22 protein-coding genes are annotated in these 23,278 nt (G+C 58.3%); 13 read left to right on the top strand and 9 right to left on the bottom strand.

The window, feature by feature from the left end:
* The first annotated feature begins 18 nt into the window (after window positions 1–18).
* From MUN82_RS03565 to MUN82_RS03580, 4 genes are all read left to right on the top strand, one after another.
* Window positions 19–3,414 carry a PKD-like domain-containing protein gene (locus tag MUN82_RS03565; protein ID WP_245095054.1) on the top strand — a complete coding sequence of 1,132 codons (3,396 nt, stop codon included), beginning with the start codon at window positions 19–21 and terminating at the stop codon, window positions 3,412–3,414.
* 259 nt (window positions 3,415–3,673) lie between these two features.
* A complete protein-coding gene (locus tag MUN82_RS03570) occupies window positions 3,674–4,477 on the top strand; it encodes an FkbM family methyltransferase (protein WP_245095056.1) in 804 nt (267 codons plus the stop codon).
* A gap of 152 nt (window positions 4,478–4,629) precedes the next feature.
* On the top strand, window positions 4,630–6,045 hold the full coding sequence (gene rlmD / locus MUN82_RS03575) for a 23S rRNA (uracil(1939)-C(5))-methyltransferase RlmD (protein ID WP_262922836.1): 1,416 nt from the start codon (window positions 4,630–4,632) through the stop codon (window positions 6,043–6,045).
* A gap of 146 nt (window positions 6,046–6,191) precedes the next feature.
* Window positions 6,192–6,566, top strand: a complete 375-nt coding sequence (locus MUN82_RS03580; protein WP_245095058.1) for a hypothetical protein — start codon at window positions 6,192–6,194, stop codon at window positions 6,564–6,566.
* Window positions 6,567–6,659: 93 nt separating this feature from the next.
* Here MUN82_RS03580 and MUN82_RS03585 read toward each other — a convergent pair whose 3' ends face one another.
* From MUN82_RS03585 to MUN82_RS03600, 4 genes are all read right to left on the bottom strand, one after another.
* Window positions 6,660–7,211 carry a sugar O-acetyltransferase gene (locus MUN82_RS03585; protein ID WP_245095059.1) on the bottom strand — a complete coding sequence of 184 codons (552 nt, stop codon included), beginning with the start codon at window positions 7,209–7,211 and terminating at the stop codon, window positions 6,660–6,662.
* 107 nt (window positions 7,212–7,318) lie between these two features.
* Window positions 7,319–8,053 (bottom strand): YebC/PmpR family DNA-binding transcriptional regulator, encoded by a 735-nt coding sequence (locus MUN82_RS03590; RefSeq protein WP_245095061.1) that lies wholly within the window; start codon window positions 8,051–8,053, stop codon window positions 7,319–7,321.
* Between the two features lie 251 nt (window positions 8,054–8,304).
* Window positions 8,305–9,300 carry an MBL fold metallo-hydrolase gene (locus MUN82_RS03595; protein WP_245095062.1) on the bottom strand — a complete coding sequence of 332 codons (996 nt, stop codon included), beginning with the start codon at window positions 9,298–9,300 and terminating at the stop codon, window positions 8,305–8,307.
* A 180-nt stretch (window positions 9,301–9,480) separates the two neighbouring features.
* Window positions 9,481–10,989 carry a malate:quinone oxidoreductase gene (locus MUN82_RS03600; protein WP_245095064.1) on the bottom strand — a complete coding sequence of 503 codons (1,509 nt, stop codon included), beginning with the start codon at window positions 10,987–10,989 and terminating at the stop codon, window positions 9,481–9,483.
* Between the two features lie 211 nt (window positions 10,990–11,200).
* Between MUN82_RS03600 and MUN82_RS03605 the strand changes: the two genes are divergently transcribed.
* Together MUN82_RS03605 and MUN82_RS03610 are read left to right on the top strand one after the other, a co-directional pair.
* The gene (locus MUN82_RS03605; protein ID WP_245095066.1) at window positions 11,201–11,632 is read left to right on the top strand and encodes a BLUF domain-containing protein; all 432 of its coding nucleotides are present in this window, start codon (window positions 11,201–11,203) and stop codon (window positions 11,630–11,632) included.
* A gap of 115 nt (window positions 11,633–11,747) precedes the next feature.
* Window positions 11,748–12,839, top strand: a complete 1,092-nt coding sequence (locus MUN82_RS03610; RefSeq protein ID WP_245095067.1) for a spore photoproduct lyase family protein — start codon at window positions 11,748–11,750, stop codon at window positions 12,837–12,839.
* A gap of 174 nt (window positions 12,840–13,013) precedes the next feature.
* Here MUN82_RS03610 and MUN82_RS03615 read toward each other — a convergent pair whose 3' ends face one another.
* On the bottom strand, window positions 13,014–13,520 hold the full coding sequence (locus tag MUN82_RS03615; protein WP_245095069.1) for a 2'-5' RNA ligase family protein: 507 nt from the start codon (window positions 13,518–13,520) through the stop codon (window positions 13,014–13,016).
* An 11-nt stretch (window positions 13,521–13,531) separates the two neighbouring features.
* The gene (gene pncA / locus MUN82_RS03620; protein ID WP_245095071.1) at window positions 13,532–14,143 is read right to left on the bottom strand and encodes a bifunctional nicotinamidase/pyrazinamidase; all 612 of its coding nucleotides are present in this window, start codon (window positions 14,141–14,143) and stop codon (window positions 13,532–13,534) included.
* 228 nt (window positions 14,144–14,371) lie between these two features.
* Here pncA and MUN82_RS03625 point away from each other — a divergent pair, with 228 nt between their 5' ends.
* From MUN82_RS03625 to MUN82_RS03655, 7 genes are all read left to right on the top strand, one after another.
* On the top strand, window positions 14,372–15,358 hold the full coding sequence (locus MUN82_RS03625; protein ID WP_245095073.1) for a hypothetical protein: 987 nt from the start codon (window positions 14,372–14,374) through the stop codon (window positions 15,356–15,358).
* 34 nt (window positions 15,359–15,392) lie between these two features.
* The gene (locus MUN82_RS03630; RefSeq protein ID WP_245095075.1) at window positions 15,393–16,193 is read left to right on the top strand and encodes a PhzF family protein; all 801 of its coding nucleotides are present in this window, start codon (window positions 15,393–15,395) and stop codon (window positions 16,191–16,193) included.
* Between the two features lie 18 nt (window positions 16,194–16,211).
* The gene (locus MUN82_RS03635; RefSeq protein WP_245095077.1) at window positions 16,212–16,589 is read left to right on the top strand and encodes a DoxX-like family protein; all 378 of its coding nucleotides are present in this window, start codon (window positions 16,212–16,214) and stop codon (window positions 16,587–16,589) included.
* Window positions 16,586–17,329 carry a DUF2071 domain-containing protein gene (locus tag MUN82_RS03640; RefSeq protein WP_245095078.1) on the top strand — a complete coding sequence of 248 codons (744 nt, stop codon included), beginning with the start codon at window positions 16,586–16,588 and terminating at the stop codon, window positions 17,327–17,329. Before MUN82_RS03635 ends, MUN82_RS03640 begins: the two co-directional genes overlap by 4 nt.
* A gap of 62 nt (window positions 17,330–17,391) precedes the next feature.
* Complete coding sequence (locus tag MUN82_RS03645; RefSeq protein ID WP_245095079.1) at window positions 17,392–18,084, top strand: class I SAM-dependent methyltransferase; 693 nt, start codon at window positions 17,392–17,394, stop codon at window positions 18,082–18,084.
* Window positions 18,068–18,463 (top strand): hypothetical protein, encoded by a 396-nt coding sequence (locus MUN82_RS03650; protein ID WP_245095080.1) that lies wholly within the window; start codon window positions 18,068–18,070, stop codon window positions 18,461–18,463. The genes MUN82_RS03645 and MUN82_RS03650 overlap by 17 nt, the downstream gene beginning before the upstream one ends.
* 123 nt (window positions 18,464–18,586) lie before the next feature.
* Window positions 18,587–20,254, top strand: a complete 1,668-nt coding sequence (locus MUN82_RS03655; RefSeq protein WP_245095081.1) for a PNGase F N-terminal domain-containing protein — start codon at window positions 18,587–18,589, stop codon at window positions 20,252–20,254.
* A 102-nt stretch (window positions 20,255–20,356) separates the two neighbouring features.
* Here MUN82_RS03655 and MUN82_RS03660 read toward each other — a convergent pair whose 3' ends face one another.
* The 3 genes from MUN82_RS03660 to ruvC form a co-directional block, all read right to left on the bottom strand.
* A complete protein-coding gene (locus MUN82_RS03660; protein WP_245095082.1) occupies window positions 20,357–21,037 on the bottom strand; it encodes a hypothetical protein in 681 nt (226 codons plus the stop codon).
* Window positions 21,038–21,057: 20 nt separating this feature from the next.
* Entirely contained in the window at window positions 21,058–22,353 is a 1,296-nt protein-coding gene (locus tag MUN82_RS03665) for an LVIVD repeat-containing protein (protein ID WP_245095083.1), read from the bottom strand.
* A gap of 218 nt (window positions 22,354–22,571) precedes the next feature.
* Complete coding sequence (gene ruvC, locus MUN82_RS03670; protein ID WP_245095085.1) at window positions 22,572–23,192, bottom strand: crossover junction endodeoxyribonuclease RuvC; 621 nt, start codon at window positions 23,190–23,192, stop codon at window positions 22,572–22,574.
* Window positions 23,193–23,278: the final 86 nt, after the last annotated feature.

A 23,278-nucleotide genomic window follows, 5' to 3' on the forward strand; every position in this document is an offset into this window, starting at 1 on the left:
TTCTCTGGATTGTACTGTATGCGTGTAAGTCTACTGCGAGTAATATGGTTGATGTTGGTGCTGGCGGGTGTGGCCGGGCAGTCTGCGTGGGCGTCGCACCTGTTGGGCGGCGAAATCAGCTACCAGTATCTGAACGCCAACGGCTCAGCGGCCACGCCCTACCAGTACCGGCTGTCGATGACTATCTATTTCAACGCCGACGTGCTGACCTCGCAGGTGCCAGGCGGAAGGGCTAACGCAACAGTGGGTATCTATAGCCGCACCACGGGGCTGCTGCTGCGTTTCGCAACGCTACCCCGCACGCAGAACACGATTATCAGACCAGCCAGCAACGGCTCGTGTACCGTCACAGGCAATACAGCGGTGGAGGTGCGACTCAATCGGTACGAAGCCACGGTGGCGCTACCCGCCGATGCCCGCGGCTATTACGTGTTCTTCTCCGAAACGGCCCGCAACAACGACATAACCAACATCATACGGCCCAATAACGAGGGCATGACGTTGTACGCGGATATGGCGCCGCCCAGTATTCCCAACAGCTCGCCCAACTTCTCGGACACGGCTGTAGCCGTTATCTGTCAGGGCGATACGTCTATCATCGTCAACAATGCCTACGACCCCGATGGCGACCGGCTGGAATACTCTTTTGGCACCCCGTACGGTGGTACGTACCGTACGCTGCCCTCTTACTTTGCTCCACCACCTCAGCTGATTAGCTACCCCGCGCAGTACAGTGTGCAGCAACCTTTTGGCCCGGCAGCTGGGAGCTATGCATTCCTGGATAAGAACACGGGCCTAAGCCGCTACGCAGCGCCCGCGCTGGGCAAATACGTTATAGCAGTGGACGTGCGCGAGTACCGGCGCATTGCCGGGCGCGATAGTCTGGTGGGCACTACCCGGCGCGACGTGCAGTTGGTGGCGCGCACCTGTGAGCCCAACAAAGCGCCCGAGTTTAGCAGCGGCAGCGCTACGGCGCAAGAGCATACGGTGCTGGAAGGTCAACCCTTAACGCTCACTACCACCGCCAACGACCCGGAAGGCCAGCGCATAGCGCTGCGTGCTGCCAGCGTACTGTTGGATGGCGCTGGGGGCGTCGATGCTACCTTCAACAACGACCCTGGCACGGTGGCTACCCCCGGCAGCACAGGCACGGCGGTAGTGACGGGTACGGGCAGCGTCACGGGTACCTTCCGGTTTGTGCCGGCTTGCGGATCGGCTCGCACCGAGCCGTACGATGTGATTGTGACGGCCACTGATAATGCCTGTAACAGCAAAAGCGCGGCGGTTATTTACCGTGTGCGGGTAGTAGCTGCTCCTACCGTAACGGCGGGTCCCGACCGCACGGTGTGCTCGGGAGAGACAACGCAGCTGGGCGCGGCGTCCGTGCCGGGCATCAGCTACCAGTGGAGCCCCGCCACCGGACTCAGCAGCCCTACTGCCGCCAACCCTACCCTGATTCCTGTGAATACTGGCTTAGAGCCCGTGGTGGTGCCCTATGTGCTGACGGCTACCTCGGCCGGTGGCTGCACGCAGCAGCGCACGGTGCGCATAATGGTGAACCCCGCGCCAGCTCTGGATACTATTAGTGGTAGTCGCTCGGTGTGCCCCACGGTGCAGGGCGTCACCTACAGCGTCCGCAACCCACGCAACGCTACTTACCAATGGACCGTGGCGGGCGGCACCATCGCCAGCGGCCAGGGCACCAGCAGCATCACCGTAAACTGGGGAGCGGCCAACGCCACTGCCAGCGTGCAGGTGCTAGGCACCACAGCATATGGCTGCCCAGCGCAGCCAGCTACGCTGCCCGTTGTCATCAATCAGCAACTAGCTACTGAAACCCCTGCCGGCCCGGTGCGGGTGTGCCTGGGGAGCACCTACACCTATCAGACGCAGTACACTAACGGCTCTAGCTATGCCTGGCAGATTACGGGCGGCACGCAGGTGAGCACCAACCAGGCTACCGTGCAAGTCACCTGGACGCAGCTGGGTACTACCCGCTTGCAGGTGACGGAAACCAGTAACCCCGGCGGTACGGTACGGTGCCTGGGCGTGAGCGCGCCGCTGGTGGTGGAAGTGGTAGCGCCACCTGCTAACAATCTGGCCATTGCTGGCCCTGACCGCGTGTGTGTGGGAAGCAGCTTTGTCACGTTCTCGCTACCTGGATTTGCTACTTCTACCTATCAGTTTGCGCTGCTGAATACGGCTACGCAACAGTCGACTACGCTCACGGCAACGGGCAACAGCACCACGTTTGCGGTGCCGGCTGTGGGCACATACGCCATCACGGTCCTCGAAACCAGCGCTTGCGCAGGGCCACTCTACTCCAAGCAATTTGTAGTTGATCCGCTACCCTTGGCGGTGGCTATTGCTGGCCCTACCCGCGTGTGCCCCGAAAACCTGACGGGCCTGCGCTACTCCCTGGCGGGTCTGGCTGGCTCTACCTATCAATGGACCGTGATGGGCGGCACCATCACCAGCGGCCAGGGCACCGGCAGCATCACCGTCGACTACCCCAACAACGCCAGCGTGAAGACCGTGCAGGTGCTCGAAACCTCGCAATACGGCTGCTCCGGCCCAGCAAATGCCCTGCAAGTCCGCCCCGACAACATCAGCCTCGACCTGCAAGTAGCCAGCGTAAGCCTGACCAGTGACCAGCAGGTGCAACTCACGTTTCGGGCGCCGCTGAATGCCGATAACAACCAGCGGATTGTCGTTCAGCGCCGTGTGGCCGGTACTACGGGGGGCTTTACCAGGGTAGGCGACGTGCCCAACACGGCCACTACCTACACCGATGCCGCCGATACCGACACGCAGGCCTACGAGTACCGCTTGGCCCTCGCCAACGCCTGCGGCACCGAACTTACCAGCCCGGCGCATACCATCATGCATACCACTGCTTTGGCTACGGAGGCTGCCGGTGGCCGCGCCGAAGGCTCGGTACTGGTGCAGTGGAGCGCCTACCAGGGCTTTGCCGTGCAGCAATACGAAATATACCGCGTGGCCGACCAGGGCGCGCCTACCCTGGTAGCCACCGTGCCGGGCACTACCCTGCGGGCCTCGCTTACGACCAGCGCGGCGGGCTTCAACCAATGCTTCCGGGTGAAAGCCATTGGAGCGGGCGCATTGGTTTCGTACTCCAACGATGCCTGCGTAGACTTCGCCAATAAAATCCTGCTTTACAACATTATTACCCCGAACGGCGACGGGTTCAACGACGTGTTTTTCATCGACAACGTGGCCCTGTACCCTGGCAGCACCCTCACCATCTTCGACCGGTGGGGTAGGGAAGTGTATTCCGCCCGCGACTACCGCAACACCTGGGGCGGCGAAAAAACCGGACCCGGTACGCATTATTACGTTTTCAAACTAGCCGACGGCACGCAGTACAAAGGGTGGTTTGAGATTGTGAAGTAATGTCTGAACCACGGATTCGCTCGGATTTATCGGAGTACACGAATTTTGTAGGTGATTATGATGCGCGAAATGGTGACTTGTAAGTAGACTGTAGAGCTTTGATGGGTGGAGTAACCCGCTTCGAACGGCTGGTGTGCGTGTACTTTGGGCCAGAGGGCGTAGTTAGTAGCTGCTCCTTTGTTTCTTTGCGGTTTCGCTACTCGTTGCTATGCTGCTTACACTTCTTAAGTCTCCGTTTTATTTACTTCGGCTTGCGTTTGTGGCCTACCGCAGCCGCTACCGGGGGCGCGAGGGACTGGAAGTGTTTCGGGTGCTGACGGCGCTTTGGCTGAAAACCACCTTCAAATGGACGCCGAGTGGCGGTATGTATCGGCAGCGGCTGTTTGGGTTTACGGTGGAAGGCAGCAGCTACGAGCTGCTGCTGCGACTATTTAAAGAGTTGTTTTTGGTAGAGCCCTATGCATTTGAGCCGGCCACGTCTACCCCCTATATTGTGGATGCTGGGGCCAACATCGGCATGGCAGTGCTGTACTTCAAAAAGCAGTTTCCGACTGCTCATATTATAGCCTTCGAGCCGAATCCAGAAGCCTTTCGGCTGTTGGCATGCAACGTGGCTGCCAACAACCTGCGCAACGTGCAACTGCACAACGTGGCCCTGGCACCGACGCAGGGAGAGCTACCGTTTTACTTTGGCACCGATGGGGCCAGTCTTACCGGCTCGCTGCACCCACACGCCACGGGCGTACAGACTGTGCTGGTGCCTACCCGCCGCCTCGCCGACTACTTTGATGCTACCCCTATCTTCCACCTACTGAAGCTGGACGTGGAAGGCGCGGAAGCCGGCATCTTGGCCGACCTGGCAGCAACTGGGCTTCTGCCTCGCTTTCAGCAGTATGTAGTAGAGTTTCACTACTCCATCGGCACGACAGAAAGCGCTCAGTTAGCGGCTTGCCTGCAAGCGTTTGAGCAGCGCGGTTTCGCGTACAGTATCCGGCAGGCTTTGCCGCGGCTGGCCCATTCGCAGGACATCATCCTGCACTTCTGGCAACGTTCCTATTTGTAGACTGTCAGCTACTTACAGAGGCTGCAAAAATGGTTTTCGCTACGTCTGGGCTGCCGCGATGTGCCTATCCACAACCGCAAGCCCGCTCACAAAATCCGTGTAATCCGGAAAATCCGAGCGAATCCGTGGTCCAGACAGATTATCTTTGCCCTGTGAACAAGACTGCAAAGAAAATTCCCGCGGAGGCGCTCCGCGAAGTAGAGATTCAGGACATGGTGGCCGAGGGCAAGTGCATTGTCCGCCACGAAAACCTCGTCATTTTTGTGACCCAGGTAGCACCCGGTGATGTGGTGGACCTGCGCATCACCAAAAGCAAGAAGAACTTCCTGGAAGCCGTGCCCACGCACTTCCATAAGTATTCCGACCTGCGCGTAGAGCCGTTTTGCCAGCATTTTGGTACCTGTGGGGGCTGCAAGTGGCAACACCTTGGCTACGATACCCAAACCAAGTACAAGCAGCAGCAGGTAGAAGATACCCTGCAACGCATTGGCAAAGTGGAAATTCCGGAAGTGCTGCCCATCGCGCACTCGCCGGCCTTGCAGTACTACCGCAACAAGCTGGAATTCACGTTCAGCTTTATGGGCTGGCTGACAGAAGAGCAAATTAAGGACGAAACCGCGCAGTACGACCGACGCGTGCTGGGCTTCCACACGCCCGCTCGCTTCGATAAGATCATCGATGTGGAGCACTGCTGGCTGCAACCCGAGCCCAGCAACTCTATCCGCCTCGCCATCCGCGACTACGCGCGGGAGAATATGCTGCGCTTCGGCAACATCATCAAGCAAACCGGCCTGCTGCGCAACCTCATCATCCGCACGGCCGAAAGCACCGGCGAGCTGATGGTGATTTTGCAGTGCTACCGCCAGCACCAGGCCATCGAGCCACTGCTGGACTACGTGTACGAGAAGTTTCCACAGATTACCTCGCTCAACTACGTCCTCAACGACAAGGGCAACGAAACCTTCCACGACCTGGAGGTGGTGTGCTACAAGGGCAAGCCCTACATTGAGGAGGAGATGGAAGGCCTGCGCTTCCGGGTAGGGCCGAAGTCATTCTACCAAACCAACTCGGCCGGCGCCTACAACCTCTACAAAATCACCCGCGACTTTGCCCAACTCACCGGCAACGAGCTAGTATATGACCTCTACACTGGTGCCGGTACCATTGCCAACTTCGTGGCGCGCCAGGCCCGGCACGTGGTAGGGGTAGAGTATGTAGAGCAAGCCGTACAAGACGCCCGCGTGAACTCCGAAATCAATGGTGTAACGAACACCGAGTTCTACGCCGGCGACATGAAAGACGTCCTCTCCGCCGACTTCATCCAGCAGCACGGCCGCCCCGACGTAGTCATCACCGACCCACCCCGCGCCGGCATGCACCCCGATGTAGTGCAGCGCCTACTAGAAATGCGCGCCCCGCGTATCGTCTACGTCAGCTGCAACCCCGCCACCCAAGCACGGGATTTGGAGCTACTTGACGAGGCGTATAAGGTAGTGAAGGTGCAGCCCGTGGATATGTTCCCACATACTCACCACGTGGAGAATGTGGTATTACTGGAGCTGCGGTAAATCAAAAACTGTTTGTCATCCTGAGTGCAGCGAAGGACCTTATCACGTTAAAAAAACGAGCGTAACAACGACTCCCCTAACGTGATAAGGTCCTTCGCTGCACTCAGGATGACAAACGGTAAGATAATAACACTAGATTTTAGTAAATGGACTACGCCAACGACCCCGAACTGAATGGTAAATACCTCGGTACCATCACTAAGGATTTTGCCGCCGTTTCTGATACGCTGCAAGAGGCTTCCGCCCAGATTCGGAAGCGGGATATTTCCAAATACCCGGTGTTCATCTTTGCCCGACAGGAGGTGCCGCTGGGCACGCTACTGGTAAATGCCGATGATGCTGGCTTGGAGTGGCACGTGTTTGCCTCCTATCTGGAATTGTTGGTGCAGCAAGGCATTGTAGGTATGGAGGGTATCGAAACCTTTCAGCAGACCTACAAAGATGCCGACGAATTCTGCTGCCTGTTTGTGGTAGATGAGGAGTTCACCAACTTCGTGTTTATTCCCTACCCGGAGGATTAAGAACTGTCTACAAAGTCTGTCATCCTGAGCGCAGCGAAGGACCTTCGCTGCGCTCAGGATGACAGACTGTTTATTTGCTCTCTATTAAGCCGACTACCCCTCCGATACTTTTCGCAGCACCCGGCACGGATTGCCCACGGCCACCACGCCCGCCGGCACATCGCGCGTGACAATGCTACCCGCGCCAATGACTGAGCCCGCGCCGATGCTCACGCCGGGCATCACCTGTACACCGGTGCCGAGCCACACATTGTCGCCGATGGTGATGGGGCGGGCAAACTCCCAGCCAGCAATGCGCGGCGCGGTTTCTATAGGGTGGCCGGCGGTAGTCAGCACCACGTTGGGCGCCAGAAACACGTTGTCGCCGATGGTAACGGGGGCGCAGTCCAGCACAATCAGGTTATAGTTGGCGTAGAAATTCTCCCCCAGCCGGATGTTGTAGCCGTAGTCGCAACGGAAGCTGGTTTCGATGTGGGCATTGGTTTCGTAGCCAAGTAGTTCGGCCAGTACTTGTTTGTTCAGCTCTACGGGCTCTTGGTTGTAGCGGTGGCAGAGCTGCTTGGCGCGGAGGCGCTCGGCTACCAGTTCGGGGTCATTGGCCTGGTACAGCTCGCCGGCCAGCATTTTTTCTTTTTCGGTAGGCATGGGGTAGGAAGAAGAAAGTTTAGATAGAAAGTAAGGCATGCAAGATTTAAAAATAAAACGGGCCACTCCTGAGTAGGAGTGGCCCGTTTGTAAAGTGCCAACGGCAGTTAGCCCAGCGTGTGGTACACCGCCTGCACGTCGTCGTCCTCCTCAAACCGGTCGATGAGCTTGAGCACTTCCTCGGCCTGCTCCTCGTCCAGCGAAACAGTGGTATTGGGCACGCGCTGCAACTGCGCGCTAATCACGTTGAGGCCTTTTTCTTCCAGTGCTTTTTGCAACTGACCGAAATCGGGGAAAGCGCATTCTACCACGATGAGGTTAGTTACGTGGCCATGCTCGTCCTCCTCTTGGTCTTCGTACACGTCCTCAGCGCCGAAGTCAATCAGCTCCAGCTCCAGCTCGTCGCGGTCGAGGCCTTCGGCGGCCAGCTTGAACACGCCCTTGCGGGTGAATGTATAGTCGGAGGAGCCAGAGGTGCCCAGCGTGCCGTTGCCGCGGTTGAAGTACATACGCACGTTGGCTACCGTGCGGGTAGGATTGTCGGTAGCCGTTTCGACCACAATGGCCACGCCGTGCGGGCCGTAGCCTTCGTACACAACCTCCTGATAATCTTTTTCTTCACGGCTGCTGGCGCGCTTAATAGCGGCGTCTACCCGATCTTTGGGCATGTTCACGCCCTTCGCGTTCTGAATAGCGGTGCGCAGGCGAGCGTTGGTATCGGGGTTGGGGCCGCTTTCCTTCACGGCCATCACGATTTCCTTGCCGATGCGGGTGAAATCCTTGGACATCCGGTCCCAACGCTTCATTTTGCGGCCTTTGCGAAATTCAAATGCGCGTCCCATCTATGGTGAAATTGTGAAATGGTGAGTGGTAAGTTTTGGTGTTCGGCATGAGGTCGAACGGGGTTGCAAGTTAGCAGAAAGCCAGGCCGGGCGCAATGTTGAGTATGACGCGCCGGGTTATAGCGGATATACACTCCGGTTTTGCCACTGTTGTCAGAGTATATATCAAAGGCACCGACATAGGCAAACGGCGCAGCCGCGGCCACTAGTGCCGTTGCTGCGCCGTTTGCGCCAAGCTATACTATTGTCGCTTATTCCCAGGATCTGGTGCTTTGGCGCCGAAATTTCTTGGGAGTTTTGTGCGTAGGACTCTCGGGTTTCACTCGCTTGGCCTTTTTCTTCTTTTTATCGAACAAGAACGTGAGGCCAGCCGCCAACAGACCCGCACCAGCTAAGGCCATCAGCTTCTTGGGGAGCTGGTCGGGCGGAGCTACAGGCAGGTGAGCCACGCCGTTTTCGTCGAGGCGGGCGGGCGTGTAGGCGTAGCGGCCGTAGAGCGGCAGCGGAAACTCATCGGCCAGGCGTTGCAGGCCCATGGTGGCTTCCACTCCTGTAATCACCGGGCCGTGGCCGCAGCCGATGGCCTGTGGTTGCAATTCGGCCAGCTGACGCACAGAGTCACGCACTTGCTGCCAGTCGTAGTTGAAGGGCGCGCCGGCCACGCTGATGCAGGGCCGTTGCAGCAGCAGCGAGGGCACCGACTCGTGATTGGCCGTAGCAAACGCGTCGCCGCCGATGAGGGTGCGGTCCTTCTCACGGAACAGCGCCACCTGGCCAGGCGCGTGGCCAGGCACATGGTGCCATTGCCAATCGGGCAGGAAAGGCGGGTCTATGTCGTTGTTGGGTAGGGCTTGCACCTTGGCAAGGTTGAACGACTGCGGCGGAAAAAACCGGCTCATAAATGCCAGCGAGCCACCGCCTTCCACGGTAGGGTCGGCGGGCGGATACACGGCTTTGCCAGTCAAGAATGGCAGCTCCAGCGGGTGCGCCAGCACTGGTACGTTCCAATGCTCCGATAGTGCTTGCGCCGAACCAGCATGGTCCATATGGCCGTGGGTGAGGATGATGGCCTCGGGGTGCGTGCCAGGGTAAAATAGCTTATCGGCTGCCTCAATAATGGCCTTTTCGGAACCGGGTAGGCCAGTGTCTACCAGCACCCACTCACCCGGCGTGCCGGTCTCGACGAAGTATAAATTAACGAAGCGTTGGATGGTGAGCTGGTGTACACCAGGGGCTACTTGTTGCATAACAGTCAGGAAAGAGATGAACGGGAGGTACCGTATACGGAGAGTAGTCAGGCAGGGTAGGGATATATGCGAAAAGCCCCGCCCAGCTTTCACAACGGAAAACGGGACGGGGCTTTTAGGACTAAAGGCGATTTTCGACTCGCCTATACTGCTGAGCTTCTCGAAGCAGGATATGTAGTGTTACTGTGCTACAGCTTCCAGCTCCAGCACTTCGCTGGTTTTGGCGCGTAGCTCCTCGCACAGCGCCGGGTTGCTGGCCAGCTCCTGCCCAAAGGAAGGAATCATAGCCTTGAACTTAGCCTGCCACTCGGGGGTAGCAGCTTGCTCGGGGAAGCAGCGCTGCACCAGGCCCAGCATAATGCTGACGGCCGTAGAAGCGCCGGGCGAGGCACCCAACAGCGCCGCAATAGAGCCGTCGGCTGCGGCTACTACCTCGGTGCCAAACTCCAGCACGCCGCCTTCCTTGGCGTCTTTCTTGATCACCTGCACGCGCTGACCGGCCACTTCCAGCTCCCAGTCCTCGGCGCGGGCCGTGGGCAGGTAGTCGCGCAGGGCGTTCAGGCGGTCTTGCGGCGACTGGCGCACCTGCTGAATCAGGTAGCGGGTGAGGGGTAGGTTTTTGGCCCCCGCAATCAGCATAGGCCGTACGTTGCCAGCCCGGATGGATTTCAGTAGATCAAGGTAAGAGCCTTTTTTCAGGAACTTGGTCGTGAAGCCGGCGTAGGGGCCAAACAGTAACTCCTTACGGCCGTTGATCTGGCGCGTATCCAGGTGCGGCACCGACATGGGCGGTGAGCCCACGGCCGCTTTGCCATACACTTTGGCGCCGTGCCGGGCAATCACCTCGGGGTTGGTGCACTTCAGCCACTGCCCGCTCACGGGGAAGCCACCAAAGCCGTGTCCTTCCGGAATATCCGATTTTTCGAGCAGAGGAAGGGAGCCGCCGCCCGCGCCAATGAACACGAACTTGCCGTACACCTTGCGCGAAGTATCGGCGGCCCGGTCGCGCACCCGGATGCGCCAGGTGCCATCGGGTTTCTGCTTCAGCTTCTCTACCTCGTGGTTGAGGTGAAACGACACGCCCGGCATTGCCTGCAGCCGCTCGAACAGCGTGCGGGTGAGGGAGCCAAAGTTCACGTCGGTACCAATGGGCATGTAGGTAGCTGCCACAGACGTGTGCGGGTCGCGGCCTTCCATTACCAGCGGCATCCAGTCGGCTAGCTGCTGCCGATCCTCGCTGTACTGCATGCCCTGGAATAAGGGCGACTGAATCAGCGCGTCGAAACGCTTGCGCAGGAAATCCACGTTATTGTCGCCCCACACAAAGCTCATGTGTGGCACTTGCTGAATGAACTCGTGGGGCTCTGGGAGCACGCCCTTCTGCACGAAGTAGGACCAGAACTGCTTGGACTGCTCAAACTGCTCGGCAATTTTCACGGCCTTGCTGATGTCCACAGAGCCGTCGGGGCGCTGGGGCGTGTAGTTGAGTTCACAAAAAGCCGAGTGGCCGGTGCCGGCATTGTTCCAGGCATCGGAGCTTTCGGCGGCCACCAAATCGAGGCGCTCGAAGATGGCAATGGTCAGGTCGGGTTGTAATTCTTTGAGCATCGTGCCCAGCGTGGCGCTCATAATACCCGCGCCAATCAGAATGACATCGACAGAAGAAGAGGTAGGGAGCGAAGGGCTCATAGGTTGATGGTACAGAGCAAGAAATCAGGAAGAAAACGCAAAAGTATCCGAGTTGTTCGGTTTATGCACACGAAAACCTATTAACCACAGCAGTACCGCCTGTCTTAGACGGTACGCCAGCACCTCAACAATACCTGAGGCAAGCGGCTGAAAACGAACATTTTTTCGTGAAAGTGTGTATTAAACACACCATAAGTTAGTCTGGTTGCGCATGCCCCTACACTATATTGTCTACACGAGTGTGGCCGAAAAGCCTTTCACACCGGCGGAGTTGGAACAGATTCTGGTTCGGGCGCGGGCCAAAAACCACACCCTACGCGTGACGGGCATGCTGCTATACAGCGCCGGCCAGATTCTGCAAGTGCTGGAAGGTCCGCCCGACGCCATCGAGCAACTCTACGCTACCATTGCCAACGACCTGCGCCACCGACACGTGCTCACTGTGGCCGAAGGCGCTAGTGAGCGACGCCTGTTCCCAGACTGGAGTATGGGCTTCGGCGAAGCCTCGGCGCCCGAGTTTGCCCGCTTGGCCGGCTACGTCGACTCTAGTCGCACCACTTTTTTGCTGCCGCGCGCCCACAATCTGCCCGTAGAGCTGCGTGATATGCTGATGCGTTTTGTTAGCAAGCCTGATGCGGCGTAAATAGTTTTGAATACGATATAAGATTTTGGTAATCAATAGGTTGTATTAAGGTAGAAAGATGCTTCCTATTGCCTTCTAAGGACCTTTCTACCCTGCTTTGGTGTTGTGCTAAGTGATGATCGACCTACCACAACTTCCGCTTTTCGATACTGCTCCCGTTCGCACGCACGCCGCCAAAATCTGGCTACCCAAGCGTGTGGTCTTCACTCCCGATGCCCTCGATGAGGAGTTTGGTCAGCAGATTCTGAGCCGCGTAGAGGCGCACGGCCTGGAGGTAGAGCTGCTAAAAAGCAACCGCATCACCAACCTGCGCGGCGCCGATACCGCTGAGACTTACCGCCGGGCCAAGAGCACGTTGGCCGTAGTGAAAGCCCCGCCCAGCGCCCTGCGTCTGCAACCTACACCCCCCTCCGCCGACTGGCAGATGAACTTGGCCGAAGGCTGCCCTGCACACTGCCAGTACTGTTATTTGGCTGGTTCGCTTTCGGGGCCGCCGGTGGTGCGCGTGTTTGCCAACCTACCCCAATTGCTGGAAAATACGGCGCAGTATGAGCAGCCCGGTCGCCTCACCAGCTTCGAGGTGAGCTGTTACACCGATGTGCTGGGCATTGAGCACCTCACAGGCAGTTTGGCCGAGTGCATCCGCTACTATGGGCAGCGTGAGGGCGCCCGCCTGCGCTTTGTGAGTAAGTACGACCATGTGGATTCCCTGCTTTCCCTACCCCACCATGGCCATACCCGCGCCCGTTTCAGCCTGAACGCCGAGCCGGTAGTACGACGCCTGGAGGCCGGCACGGCCTCGTTGGAAGCGCGCCTGCAAGCGTTGCGCCGGCTGGCCCTACCCGTGGCAGAAGGCGGTGGGGGCTACCCGGTAGGCGTGGTGCTGGCTCCCATCATGCCCATTCCCGACTGGCAGCAGCACTATACCAACCTGCTGGACCGCTTGGCCGCTACCCTCGATTTCGACTGCGACCTGACGGTGGAGTTCATCAGCCACCGCTTCACGCCCGGCTCCAAAGACGTGCTGCTGCAGTGGTACCCCAACACTTCCCTCGACCTCGACGAAGCTACTCGCGCCGTGAAGCGCAACAAGTTCGGCGGCCACAAATACGTATACCAGCCCGACGATATGCGCACGCTTAAAGAGTGGTTCTACCAAGAGTGGCAACGCCGCTTTCCTAACGCGCCTATTAAGTACTGGACGTAGGGAATGGTGAGTTTGTGAAGTGGTGAATGCCAAAGTGGCTGTCATCCTGAGCGGAGCGAAGGACCTTCTCACGTGTGAACGACTATCGTAACAACGACTCGTTCTGCGTGCATAAGGTCCTTCGCTCCGCTCAGGATGACAGCCGCTTTGGCATTCACCACTTCATCGTGCTCCTCACCCCAAAAACACAAACTGCCGCACCGATTCCCAGGGGCCGCCGCGGTAGGCCCATAGGTGCATACCTTTGCCTTGGGCCTCGAAGGGCTGAAACGATGTACTCAGCTCCTCGTGGAGGGCGCGTGCCACCTTGGGGTCTACCTTGTTTTGGATGGTGACGTGGGGGCGGCGGCGCTGCTGATCCTGGGGCGTGAGGTAGGGCCACCATTGCTGCTGCAATTCCTGGTGCAGGGCTTGCAAAGCAGGGCTTTCGAGGGAATAGGCCACACCGCGGCCCAGAAACTGCACGCCCGTGACGCTTAGGGTAAGCGCCGTCAGGTGGCGAGCACGGGTGGCCAATTCCCGCATGATGGTCTCGCGCTGCTCGCTGGGCAAGTGATGAAACAGCGTGAGGTGTGCCGCCAGGTAGTTGCGCTCGGGCGGAAAATGTTCTTCGCGCAGGCGGTTGAAAAACTGCTGCGCGTCGGCGTCGAGAGTGAGTGTGAGGATAAGGGGTGCGTCCAAAGAGGTAATCGTTACGAAAGTAAATCGGCACTGTGGACCAGCTGGCCGCCGCGGTGCTGTACGTCGGCGCGGGCGCCGGCATAGCCCTCCGCATCAATAGCGCGGGTGGCATCCTCTATCACATACGTGGCAAAGCCCTCAGCCAGCGCATCTTTGGCCGTGAAATACACGCAGTAGTCGGCGGCTAGGCCGGCCAGGTATACCTCCTTCACGCCCCGGCCGCGTAGATAGTCAGCCAGACCCGTGCTTTTCAGGTGGCCATTGTCGAAGAAACCACTGTAGCTGTCAATCTCCGGGTTGGTGCCCTTGCGGAAGATGGCCTCGATGCGGTGTTGATCCAGTTGCGGGTGCAGCGCGGCGCCGGGCGTACCCTGCACGCAGTGGTCGGGCCAGAGCACCTGCTCGTGCCCGTGCAGCGAGATGCGGTCGAACACGGCATGGCCGGGGTGGCTGCTGGCAAAACTCTGATGGCCAGCTGGGTGCCAGTCCTGGGTAGCTACCACCAAGTCAAAGTGCGGTTGCAAGGCATTGGCCAGCGGAATGACGGCGTCGCCATCGGGCACGGGCAAGCGGCCGCCTGGTACAAAATCGGGCTGAATATCAATGAGCAGGAGAGCTTTCATGCAGTGTATACAATAAACGTGGTAGGGAGCGGGGCGGTAGGGTAGGCCGCCTGCGGCAAATTAGCCGACCTGCCGGAATTTCTTCTACACCTGGCAAGCCAGACCAAGCAACGACTGGAAGTAGTGCCGAACCTACCCAGCGTAGACCACCGAATTTTCCGTGCGATTTCACCCGCCACCCTGTACCTTGCCGCCGAGATGCTGGTAGACAGCAGCACCAATAGCGGCATGAAACAAAGACTAGCGTTAGGCATCGGAGGGGGTAGGGTAGGGCTGATGGTAAGCTTCGGTTTGTTGATGGGGCACTTATCAACAGCGCAGTTATTAAGCAAACCTTCTGAGGGACTAGCAGCTGAAACCCTACCGGCTGGCTACGTGCGGATACCCAACACCCGTCTGTTGTTGTTGCCCCCAACCGGGTTTGGTACAGCGCCGGGCTTTGCGGGTCTGCGCCACGGCAACGATGCTGTGCAGGTCTATGAATTACCGACCACTAACTACTACACCAACGCTGCCAGCTTTGGACCAGCCAAGATTACGGCCCGCGGGGGCAAGGTACTGTCCGATGAGCAAGTGCAGGTGCAGGGCTACCCGGCCCGCCTGATCTGGGCCGAGCCGCAACCTACTCGCCGCAGCTATCAGCTGGCCTTCGGCGACTCTGCCTTTGCCGTGCTGCTCACCACCACGCCCTACCCTGCCGCCGATACGGCCACCGGCACGGCGTTGCGCCGGGCCCTGCTCTCGGCCCGCTACGAGCGTGGCATGGCCGCCGACCCTTTTGCTCGCCTTGGCTTCACTCTGGATGATAAAGCCTCGCGCTTTGCGTTTGCACGCCAGATGGGCAACCAGCTCATTTATACCCGTGCCGGCAGCCGCGTGGAACCCCTCGGCAACGAGCCTGTAGTCACGGTTATTCCCATGCCCTTCAGCTCGGCTATGACGGCCGCCGACGTGGCCGAGGACCTCATCACCACCCTGCGTCAGTACGGCCTCACCGAGTACACCGTGCGCCGCACCGCCACCACGCACCCCCACGAGCTGGAAAGCTACGAGGTGGAAGCCTACGGCAAACTGCGCGGCCATAAGGTGTTAATATTCCAGCAAATAACCGTGCTGCGTAACACGGCCATAGCCCTGGAGGGCATCGCCCGCGACGACTACGAGACGAACCTAACAGAGTTCCGAAAGCTCACACAGTCTATCCGGAAAAAGTAATATCGGGTACTCAATATTTTCACTGCTCTTTCTTATGCTGCTGCCCCTCTACCAGGTCGACGCCTTCACGGATACACTATTTGCCGGCAACCCGGCCGCTGTGTGCCCACTCACGGCATGGCTGCCTGCCAGTATCATGCAGGCCATTGCCGCCGAAAACAATTTGGCCGAAACAGCCTTCTTTCTACCGTGTGAGGGCCAGGAAGGAGAGTACGAAATCCGCTGGTTTACGCCCGCGGTAGAGGTAGAGCTGTGCGGACACGCCACGCTGGCCTCGGCTCACGTGCTACTACGGCATCTCAATTTCAAGGGCGATGCGCTGACATTCCATTCTAAAAGCGGCCCGCTCCGGGTGAGTCGGCACGCCAGTGGCCGCCTTACGCTGGACTTCCCCAGCCGCCCGCCTCACCCGCTCGACGCGGTGCCGGAAGGACTGCTGAATGGGCTGGGCGCTACCCCCCAGCAGGTGCTGGCCGGCCCCGATCTGGTGGCGTTGTTTGCCTCGGCAGAAGAGGTAACGGCCTTGCAGCCCGACCAAGCTGCGTTGCTGCAAGTGCCCTACCGGGGCGTTATTGCCACAGCGCCGGGCAGCGGCCAGGTTGATTTTGTGTCGCGGTTTTTTGGGCCGCGAGTAGGCGTGCCCGAAGACCCCGTAACCGGCTCTGCGCACACTACCCTCGTACCGTATTGGGCCGAACGGCTGGGCAAAACCGAACTACGCGCCCGGCAGGTGTCGCCCCGTGGCGGCGACTTATGGTGCAAGCTGCGCCAGGACCGGGTGCTCATCAGCGGCTACGCCGTGACGTATTTGAAGGGCGAAATTGAAGTAGGGTAGCAAACGGACAGCCTAGCAATGCGACTATTTCTGCGCTACCTCTTTGCAACTGTGTGGCTCGTGAACGGCACGGTGAAACTATTGCATCTGGTGCCACGGCATGAAGCTATTGTAGCGCGCATTGTGGGAGCTACTCACGCCACGGTACTTACCCGCCTGATTGGCGTAGCCGAATTAGGAATGACTATATGGGTGCTGAGCGGGCGCTGGGTGCGGGTGAATGCTGCCCTGCAAATAGCAGTGGTACTGCTAATGAACGTGTTGGAATTTTGGCTGGCACCCGATCTGCTCCTGTGGCATCGACTTAATATAGTATTCGCCGGTTTGTTTGCGCTGGTGGTCTACTACTATGGTTTTGTATTGCAGCCCGCCGCTACGGTACCCACCGCCCAATGAGCTGGCTGAAGCACCATCCGTTTGGGGTAGAAGCGTACCTCACCCGCACGACCGTTCTCACTTTTGCGGCGCCCACTACGGTGCTACAACCATTGCTGCCGGAGTGCCTGACGCTGGACACGCTGGATAATACGTGGGGCTTTGTGGCAGTGGCCCTAGTGCAAACCCGCAACTTGCGTCCGCAAGGTCTGCCAGCCTGGTTGGGCCACGATTTTTTCCTGATCGGTTGCCGCGTCTTTGTACGCTATACCACCGCTACCGGTAAGCGTCTACGCGGGTTGTATATCCTAAAATCGGAAACTGATAAGCGAAAAATGCAGTGGCTGGGCAATGTATTTACCAGCTATCAATACGGCCTCATTGATATTGAGCAGACTACCGCGGGCGAGAAGCTGGCTTTCAAATCGAAACAGGCTGATCTTGCCATTCAAGTGGAGGTGCTACCCAATGGAAGTGAGCCAGAACTGCCCAGCGGGTCACCGTTTGCCAGCTGGCAGCAAGCCCGGCGGTTTGCGGGGCCGTTGCCATTCACGTTTTCCTACGAGCCGACTACGCAGCAAGTGACCATTGTAGAAGGTATTCGGGAGGCGTGGCAACCGCAGCCGGTGCGTGTGCAGCAAGCACAGATTGGGTTTCTGGAACATGCACAACTTCACGGCCTACAGTTGGCCAGCGCCTTTACTATGAGCGATATTCCTTACCGTTGGCAAAAAGGTCGAACTGAACGATGGCATCCATAGGCACTAGAAAACTCGGTCAGGGTACTTGGAATATCATCCGGTTTAACTGGCACTTTTATGCAATGATTGCTGGTGGGTTACTGCTGCTCACTGTACTTGCCTTCTACAGTGTTTCGTTGCGTCCCTACTTCTATTTGCTGATGGGAGCATTGGCCGGGCCTACCCTGCTATCCTTGGCCGTGTCTTATTACGTGTATGACTATTCCAATCTGTATACATTCAAATGGCTAACGAATGAGAAGGGAGCGTGTAAAGGATTGGTGTTGAACATTCACGCCGGTTTTGACGAAACCAGTACCTTATTACAGCAGCGTTTCATCTCATCTACGCTGCGCGTACTGGATTTTTATAATCCGGCCGAGCACACGGAGGTATCCATCCGGCGGGCACGGGTCGCCTACCCACCCTACCCAACTACTGAGTCTGTGCAGCCCCATGCGCTACCTGTTGCCAATGCATGTGCCGAGTGGATATTTGTGGTGTTGGCTGCGCACGAAATTCGGCAACCAGCGCAGCGTGTTGCTTTCTTTACGGAGCTACGCCGCGTTGTGCATCCGCATGGAAGAATTGTGGTGGTAGAGCACCTGCGCGACCCTGCCAATTTTCTGGCCTATACAATTGGGTTTCTGCATTTCTTTTCTCGCGCCACGTGGCAAAGCACCTTCCTGCGCAGCGGGCTAACGCTGGAGCGAGAACAAAAAGTGACTCCGTTCATCTCTGCGTTTATTCTCCGCCCAAGTGGAAGTGCAGCTTAAAATCATTGGTGGGCTGCTGGTCGTGCTGGCGCTTCTGCATGCTGGCTTTCCGCGCTACTTCAAGTGGTCTGATGAATTGCAGCCGCTCAGCCCAATTAATCGACAGATGATGTATGTGCATACCTTGTTTGTGGCCTTCACGGTGCTACTAATGGGCGTGCTTTGCCTGGGGTTTGCTGCTGAACTAGTACATACGCCGCTAGGCCGGGTAGTAGCACTAGGGCTAGGAATCTTCTGGCTGTTGCGACTCCTGATACAGTTCTTCGGCTACTCAGCTACGCTATGGCGAGGAAAGTATTTTGAGACAACCGTGCATATTGTCTTTGCACTGCTCTGGACTTATATAACGACAGTTTTTTTCTTGGTTGCTATGGGATAAGCGCTTACTCTATGCACACCATGTAATACCCAGACGTACACGCTGACCTTCAGAAGCCGTCAGAAAAACCAACCATCTGCTACCCACAACCTACCTATCTTACCTGACCACTCCCTGATGCGAATGAAATACTTACTATTAGTTGCCTGCCTGCTGTCCGCCGTGGCCAGTTATGCCCAGCGTAGCGCCACCATCACCTACGATGTAACTTACCACGGCAAAGCCGTTCCCGAAGGGCGCCTGCAATTGTTTATCGATGGGCCGCGGGCACACGTGCAGCGAGTAGCCGATACGCAGGCCAAAGAGCAGCAATACCTGGACTACGCCGCCCAGCGCACCTTGCAGGTGCTCACCCTACCCAACGGGGGGCACGTGACGCAAGCCAAGGCCTTTAGCGCCTACGAGCAGCCTGAGCTGCTTCCCGATACGGCCACTATCCTGGGCTATCCTTGCAAGAAGGCCAAGGTCATCATTCGCTCTAATACGGTGGAGGTGTGGTACACCAATGCCCTACCCCTAAGGGGTACGCCCAGCATTGGGGTAGCGCCAGGCCTGGGGTTGATTCTGAAAACGGTCCGTAATGGCGAGCAGGCCGTTACCGCTACCCGCATCAAACTCGGCTCCGTTAAGAGTGCCGATTTGGCCTGGCCTACCCCGGCCACAATGGGCCCAGTGGTGGATGCTGCCACCTACAACCGCCAGGTGATTGACAGCCGATTTACCACCATTCCGGTGTTCCGGCAGGAGCAGCTTTCCTTCGGCAACGACCAGCCCAACCCGGCGGCTGGGCAAGCCAACGTCACCTACCACTACGCCGGCGGCACGGTTATCCTGAAGAAAATCAAGCTGCCCGAGTACAAAGCCGGTACGCAGATTTTGGCCGAGCTGTCGCAGTATTCCAACGGCGACGCGTACGACCGAACAGGGTCGGTGTTTATGATTCCGCTGGACAAGCAACAGTCGTTTCTAAATGGCTTGCAGCAGAGCGTGAAGGCTTTGCCGGTGTACAAAGAGAAGTACCAGGGTGTGGTGGCTACCGAGCAGTACCTACCCCCGCTGGAGCTGATGCGCTTTTTTACCCCCTTCGGCGTGCGGGCCTACAACGCGGCTTCCACCATCAAAGGCTACAGCTGGGCCGATTCGGCGGTGTTTCGGCAGGACGTGACGGAGCTGGCGCCCCGCTTGCAGGGCGAGGTATGGCTGGGCGTATTTATCGGCAACTACGACAAAGGCGGACACAAGGTGAGCCTGCGTCTGCAATACTACCCTGGTGGCAGCGCCGACAAGCCAACGGCCGCCCCCGCGGTGCTGCCGCTGTTCAACTCTACCAACCTCATGGAAATGGCCGGGCAAGAATACGGTACCATGTTTGGGCAGGACTCACTAACCGTTACGGTGAATATTCCGCGGGCCATGAAGAACGTGCAGCTGCGCTACATCACCACGGGCCATGGGGGCTGGGGTGGCGGCGACGAGTTCAATCAGAAGCTGAACGAAATCTTTCTGGACGGCAAGCAGGTGTACCAGTTCATTCCCTGGCGTACCGATTGCGGCACGTATCGGCTGCTGAACCCGTCGTCTGGCAACTTCGGCAACGGCTTGTCTTCGTCCGATCTGAGCCGCTCGAACTGGTGCCCCGGCAGCCTGACCCCGCCCGTGTACATTCCCCTGCCCGATTTGCCCGCCGGGCAGCACACCTTCAAAGTAGCTATTCCGCTCGGCAAGCGGGAAGGTACCGCATTTAGCGCCTGGAACGTGTCGGGGTGTCTGCTGGGCACGGCCAAGGAATAGAGTGATGCTTTGGGAATAGAAATGGGCTTGTAGCTGATAAAACGCTTACCAGTTACAAGCCCAAAACTGCTACGGGCCACGGCCGTAGCGTAAACAATAAAGCTATAGCTGCACACCTATTTTGACGCCGGCCGGAAAGTAGAAGCCCCGATGCCCGTAGTTGGAAGTGCCGCTCTTAAACTGAGCCGCAACAGCATCCGACTGATTGTGTCGTTGCCGCCAGCCCACACCTGCGTACAAGTCTAAGAAAACCCGGCCGGGGGGTAGGGGCGCTTGGTAGCCCACCGTGGCCGCCGCGCCATAGCGGTTGATGGTGGTGCGGGTAGGAATGCGGCCGTACTCCAAGTACTCTAAGCCGTTGGGCCCTTTCACCTCCCGCCAGCCCAGGGTAGGGTAGGTCATGCGAAAGTGCTGGAAAGTAGGGCCGTAGCTGAAGTAGAAGCCGGTGGGATAGGCTTGGCGTTCCGCTGCCCGGAGGTACAGGCGATGACGCAGTTCTGCACCCACGCCCCGCACCGATTCGCCAGGGTCGGAGGCGGCGTAGCCCGGCACGTTGGGCCGCCCGGCCGGGCCGTGGTACAGTTGTGCCGTGAGGGCCACGCTCTGCTGCGGGTGGCGCGGCAGGCCATACTCCGCCTCCAGCCAATAGCCACTCAGTACCACGTGCTGCGGCACCACCTTCAGCGCCAAAAAGCGGGCGGCGGGGAGTGGAGCCTGCTGGGCCGCAGCGGGTAGTGCCCCCCCGGCCAGCAGGGCCGCGCACGCCCACCATGTTATTCTCATAAGACGAAAACGTGCGCGCACTAGGGTAGGGGCGTAATGGGCAGCAAGCTCAGCTGTTCGAGCTTCGTGCCGGTGTAGCGGTACTGATAAAGGCCGTCGGCACCAATAGCCAACAGAAGGCCTGCGTGCGGAATTACGTCCGTCACCTTCACCTTGAAGTGCTCTTGTAACGTGAGCTGCGGTGTTTGCTGGGTAGAGAAGGTTTTCAGACCGTCGCTGTCGCATACAAACAGTTGCCCGTTGTCGACTCCCAGGCCCTGTGGTCCCGTCATAGGGTAGGTTTGGGCCAGGCGGGGCTTGTCGAGGCTGGTGAGGTCGATAACCTGGAGCTGGTTGGGTCCGCCCCCGCAGAATTGCCCGCTGCGCAACGTCACGTAGGCGTACTTGCCATCCACCACCACCGGGTCGCAGCTCACCACGTGCTGGTAGTAGGATACTTGGCGCGGAGCCTGGGGCGTGGCGGCGTCGAAAATGTACATGCCCCGCTGGGTGCCCAGGAACAGGTAGTGGTCGTAGGGGAATATCGTTTCGACGCCAAAGGCCAGCTCTATCTTGGCGCCCGCTACCGGCGATGCAGGCGTGCGCAGGTCAAACAAGCGCAGGCTCTGGTTGTCAACCGTATACAGCATCTGGTTGAGGATGGTGAATCGGGCCAGCGACCCGCTTTTCCCGGTCAGGTTGCCGGGTGCGGCCGAGGCAGTACCGGCGCTGTTACTGAAAAATACGCCCCTGTCCCACAAGCTCGGAAAAGTTGTGCCCCCGCCGGGCGCCGGAATATTGACGTGTTGCCAGCCTACTACTATTGTATTCTCGGGGCGGGTGGAAGCGCAATTGTATGCCACGTATCCCATCGGCGGTAGCAGCTCCCGGAAAGCGTTGCGCACGCGACTGGTGATGCGGGGCGCCTGCACGTTGCTCACGTCCAGTGTCACCAGGTCGGGTCCGTTGTCGACGTAGAGGTAGTTGTTTTGAATGGCGAGGTCTACGTTGCCCGGTACGCGCAGAAACCCTAGCGCTTTGGGGTGGCTGGGGTCTTGGTTATCCACGATATGCAGGCCCTCATACAGCTCGTTGATGAAGATGTACTTTCCCCACAGGTAGATCTTGCCGGTTTGGTGCATGGCCCGTGCGGGCAGCACCGTTACGGATTCTTCCAGCGCCGTGCGCGTCATCAGCTGCGGGCAATACCCATAAGCGGAATTGCTCCACATGGTGTCCGTGATGGACGGCTGTGGTTCCTCTTTATCGACAGAAGAACAGGCCAGCAAGCCGCTCAGCAGCAAGCAGCTAAGCCAGCGAGTATAAGTGCGAATCATACAGATAATGAATGAAGATGTGAAATAGTAAACCCTGCTTTTTTGGTAGAGGCCACCGTTGTTGAAATGGTTGCAGGTCTATATGTGATTTTTATATATAGTTCACTAGAGGGCACATAGAAGCCTTCGGAGTAGCCGAGAAGAAAGTTAGTTGCCGAGAATAGAGTGCTATTGAGCTTGCTGCTCGTGCACAATTTGGACGCTGGGGTAGAGAAACGCTACCCCTTGGCCCGCACGGCCTTTTTGCCGGCAACGGGCGCGGCCAGCTTGTCTGGGTTGTCGGCCAGAAACTTACCCCAGCTTTTGCCGCCGGCTTTCTGGTTGTTGCCTTTTTGGTAATGGTGGCACATGGCCACAGCCAGCGCATCGGTGGCATCCAGAAACTTGGGAGCTTCCTCGATGGGCGGCAGTTGCAGGGTTTGACGCAGCATGTGAGCCACTTGCTCCTTACTGGCTGCGCCCGAGCCCGTTACCGACTGTTTTACCTTGGTAGGCGCGTATTCTACGTACGGAATTTGGCGCGACAGGCAGGCGGCAATGGCCACACCCTGCGCCCTACCCAGCTTCAGCATACTCTGGGCATTCACGCCGTAGAAGGGCGCTTCGATGGCCAGCTCGTCGGGCAGAAACTCGTCAATCAGCTCCACCATGCGGTCGTAGATGCGCTTGAGCTTGAGGGCGTGGTTGGCCAGCTTTTTCATCTCAATCACATCGTAGCGCAGCACCTTCACTTTGGAACCCTGCACCTCAATCATGGCATAGCCCATGATCTGCGTGCCAGGGTCGACCCCCATGATGATTTTGGGAAGTAAATCGGTGGCGGTGAGGGGTGCGAGCATGAGCGAGTGATTTCGGGGGCGGGTGGCCGGTAGAAGCAGATACGTGTCGGTTTTCAGGTAGCAGTATCTGCTAGAAACCAGTTCCC

The sequence above is a fragment of the Hymenobacter aerilatus genome (assembly GCF_022921095.1).
In the GTDB taxonomy this organism is placed as follows: domain Bacteria; phylum Bacteroidota; class Bacteroidia; order Cytophagales; family Hymenobacteraceae; genus Hymenobacter; species Hymenobacter aerilatus.

Excerpts from the sequence above, each read along its gene's own strand:
- MUN82_RS03565 (WP_245095054.1), top strand. The coding sequence starts at position 19 with ATGCGTGTAAGTCTACTGCGAGTAATATGGTTGATGTTGGTGCTGGCG.
- MUN82_RS03580 (WP_245095058.1), top strand. The coding sequence starts at position 6,192 with ATGGACTACGCCAACGACCCCGAACTGAATGGTAAATACCTCGGTACC.
- MUN82_RS03585 (WP_245095059.1), bottom strand. The coding sequence starts at position 7,211 with ATGCCTACCGAAAAAGAAAAAATGCTGGCCGGCGAGCTGTACCAGGCC.
- MUN82_RS03590 (WP_245095061.1), bottom strand. The coding sequence starts at position 8,053 with ATGGGACGCGCATTTGAATTTCGCAAAGGCCGCAAAATGAAGCGTTGG.
- MUN82_RS03595 (WP_245095062.1), bottom strand. The coding sequence starts at position 9,300 with ATGCAACAAGTAGCCCCTGGTGTACACCAGCTCACCATCCAACGCTTC.
- MUN82_RS03600 (WP_245095064.1), bottom strand. The coding sequence starts at position 10,989 with ATGAGCCCTTCGCTCCCTACCTCTTCTTCTGTCGATGTCATTCTGATT.
- MUN82_RS03605 (WP_245095066.1), top strand. The coding sequence starts at position 11,201 with ATGCCCCTACACTATATTGTCTACACGAGTGTGGCCGAAAAGCCTTTC.
- MUN82_RS03610 (WP_245095067.1), top strand. The coding sequence starts at position 11,748 with ATGATCGACCTACCACAACTTCCGCTTTTCGATACTGCTCCCGTTCGC.
- pncA (WP_245095071.1), bottom strand. The coding sequence starts at position 14,143 with ATGAAAGCTCTCCTGCTCATTGATATTCAGCCCGATTTTGTACCAGGC.
- MUN82_RS03625 (WP_245095073.1), top strand. The coding sequence starts at position 14,372 with ATGAAACAAAGACTAGCGTTAGGCATCGGAGGGGGTAGGGTAGGGCTG.
- MUN82_RS03630 (WP_245095075.1), top strand. The coding sequence starts at position 15,393 with ATGCTGCTGCCCCTCTACCAGGTCGACGCCTTCACGGATACACTATTT.
- MUN82_RS03635 (WP_245095077.1), top strand. The coding sequence starts at position 16,212 with ATGCGACTATTTCTGCGCTACCTCTTTGCAACTGTGTGGCTCGTGAAC.
- MUN82_RS03640 (WP_245095078.1), top strand. The coding sequence starts at position 16,586 with ATGAGCTGGCTGAAGCACCATCCGTTTGGGGTAGAAGCGTACCTCACC.
- MUN82_RS03645 (WP_245095079.1), top strand. The coding sequence starts at position 17,392 with ATGATTGCTGGTGGGTTACTGCTGCTCACTGTACTTGCCTTCTACAGT.
- MUN82_RS03655 (WP_245095081.1), top strand. The coding sequence starts at position 18,587 with ATGAAATACTTACTATTAGTTGCCTGCCTGCTGTCCGCCGTGGCCAGT.
- MUN82_RS03660 (WP_245095082.1), bottom strand. The coding sequence starts at position 21,037 with ATGAGAATAACATGGTGGGCGTGCGCGGCCCTGCTGGCCGGGGGGGCA.
- MUN82_RS03665 (WP_245095083.1), bottom strand. The coding sequence starts at position 22,353 with ATGATTCGCACTTATACTCGCTGGCTTAGCTGCTTGCTGCTGAGCGGC.
- ruvC (WP_245095085.1), bottom strand. The coding sequence starts at position 23,192 with ATGCTCGCACCCCTCACCGCCACCGATTTACTTCCCAAAATCATCATG.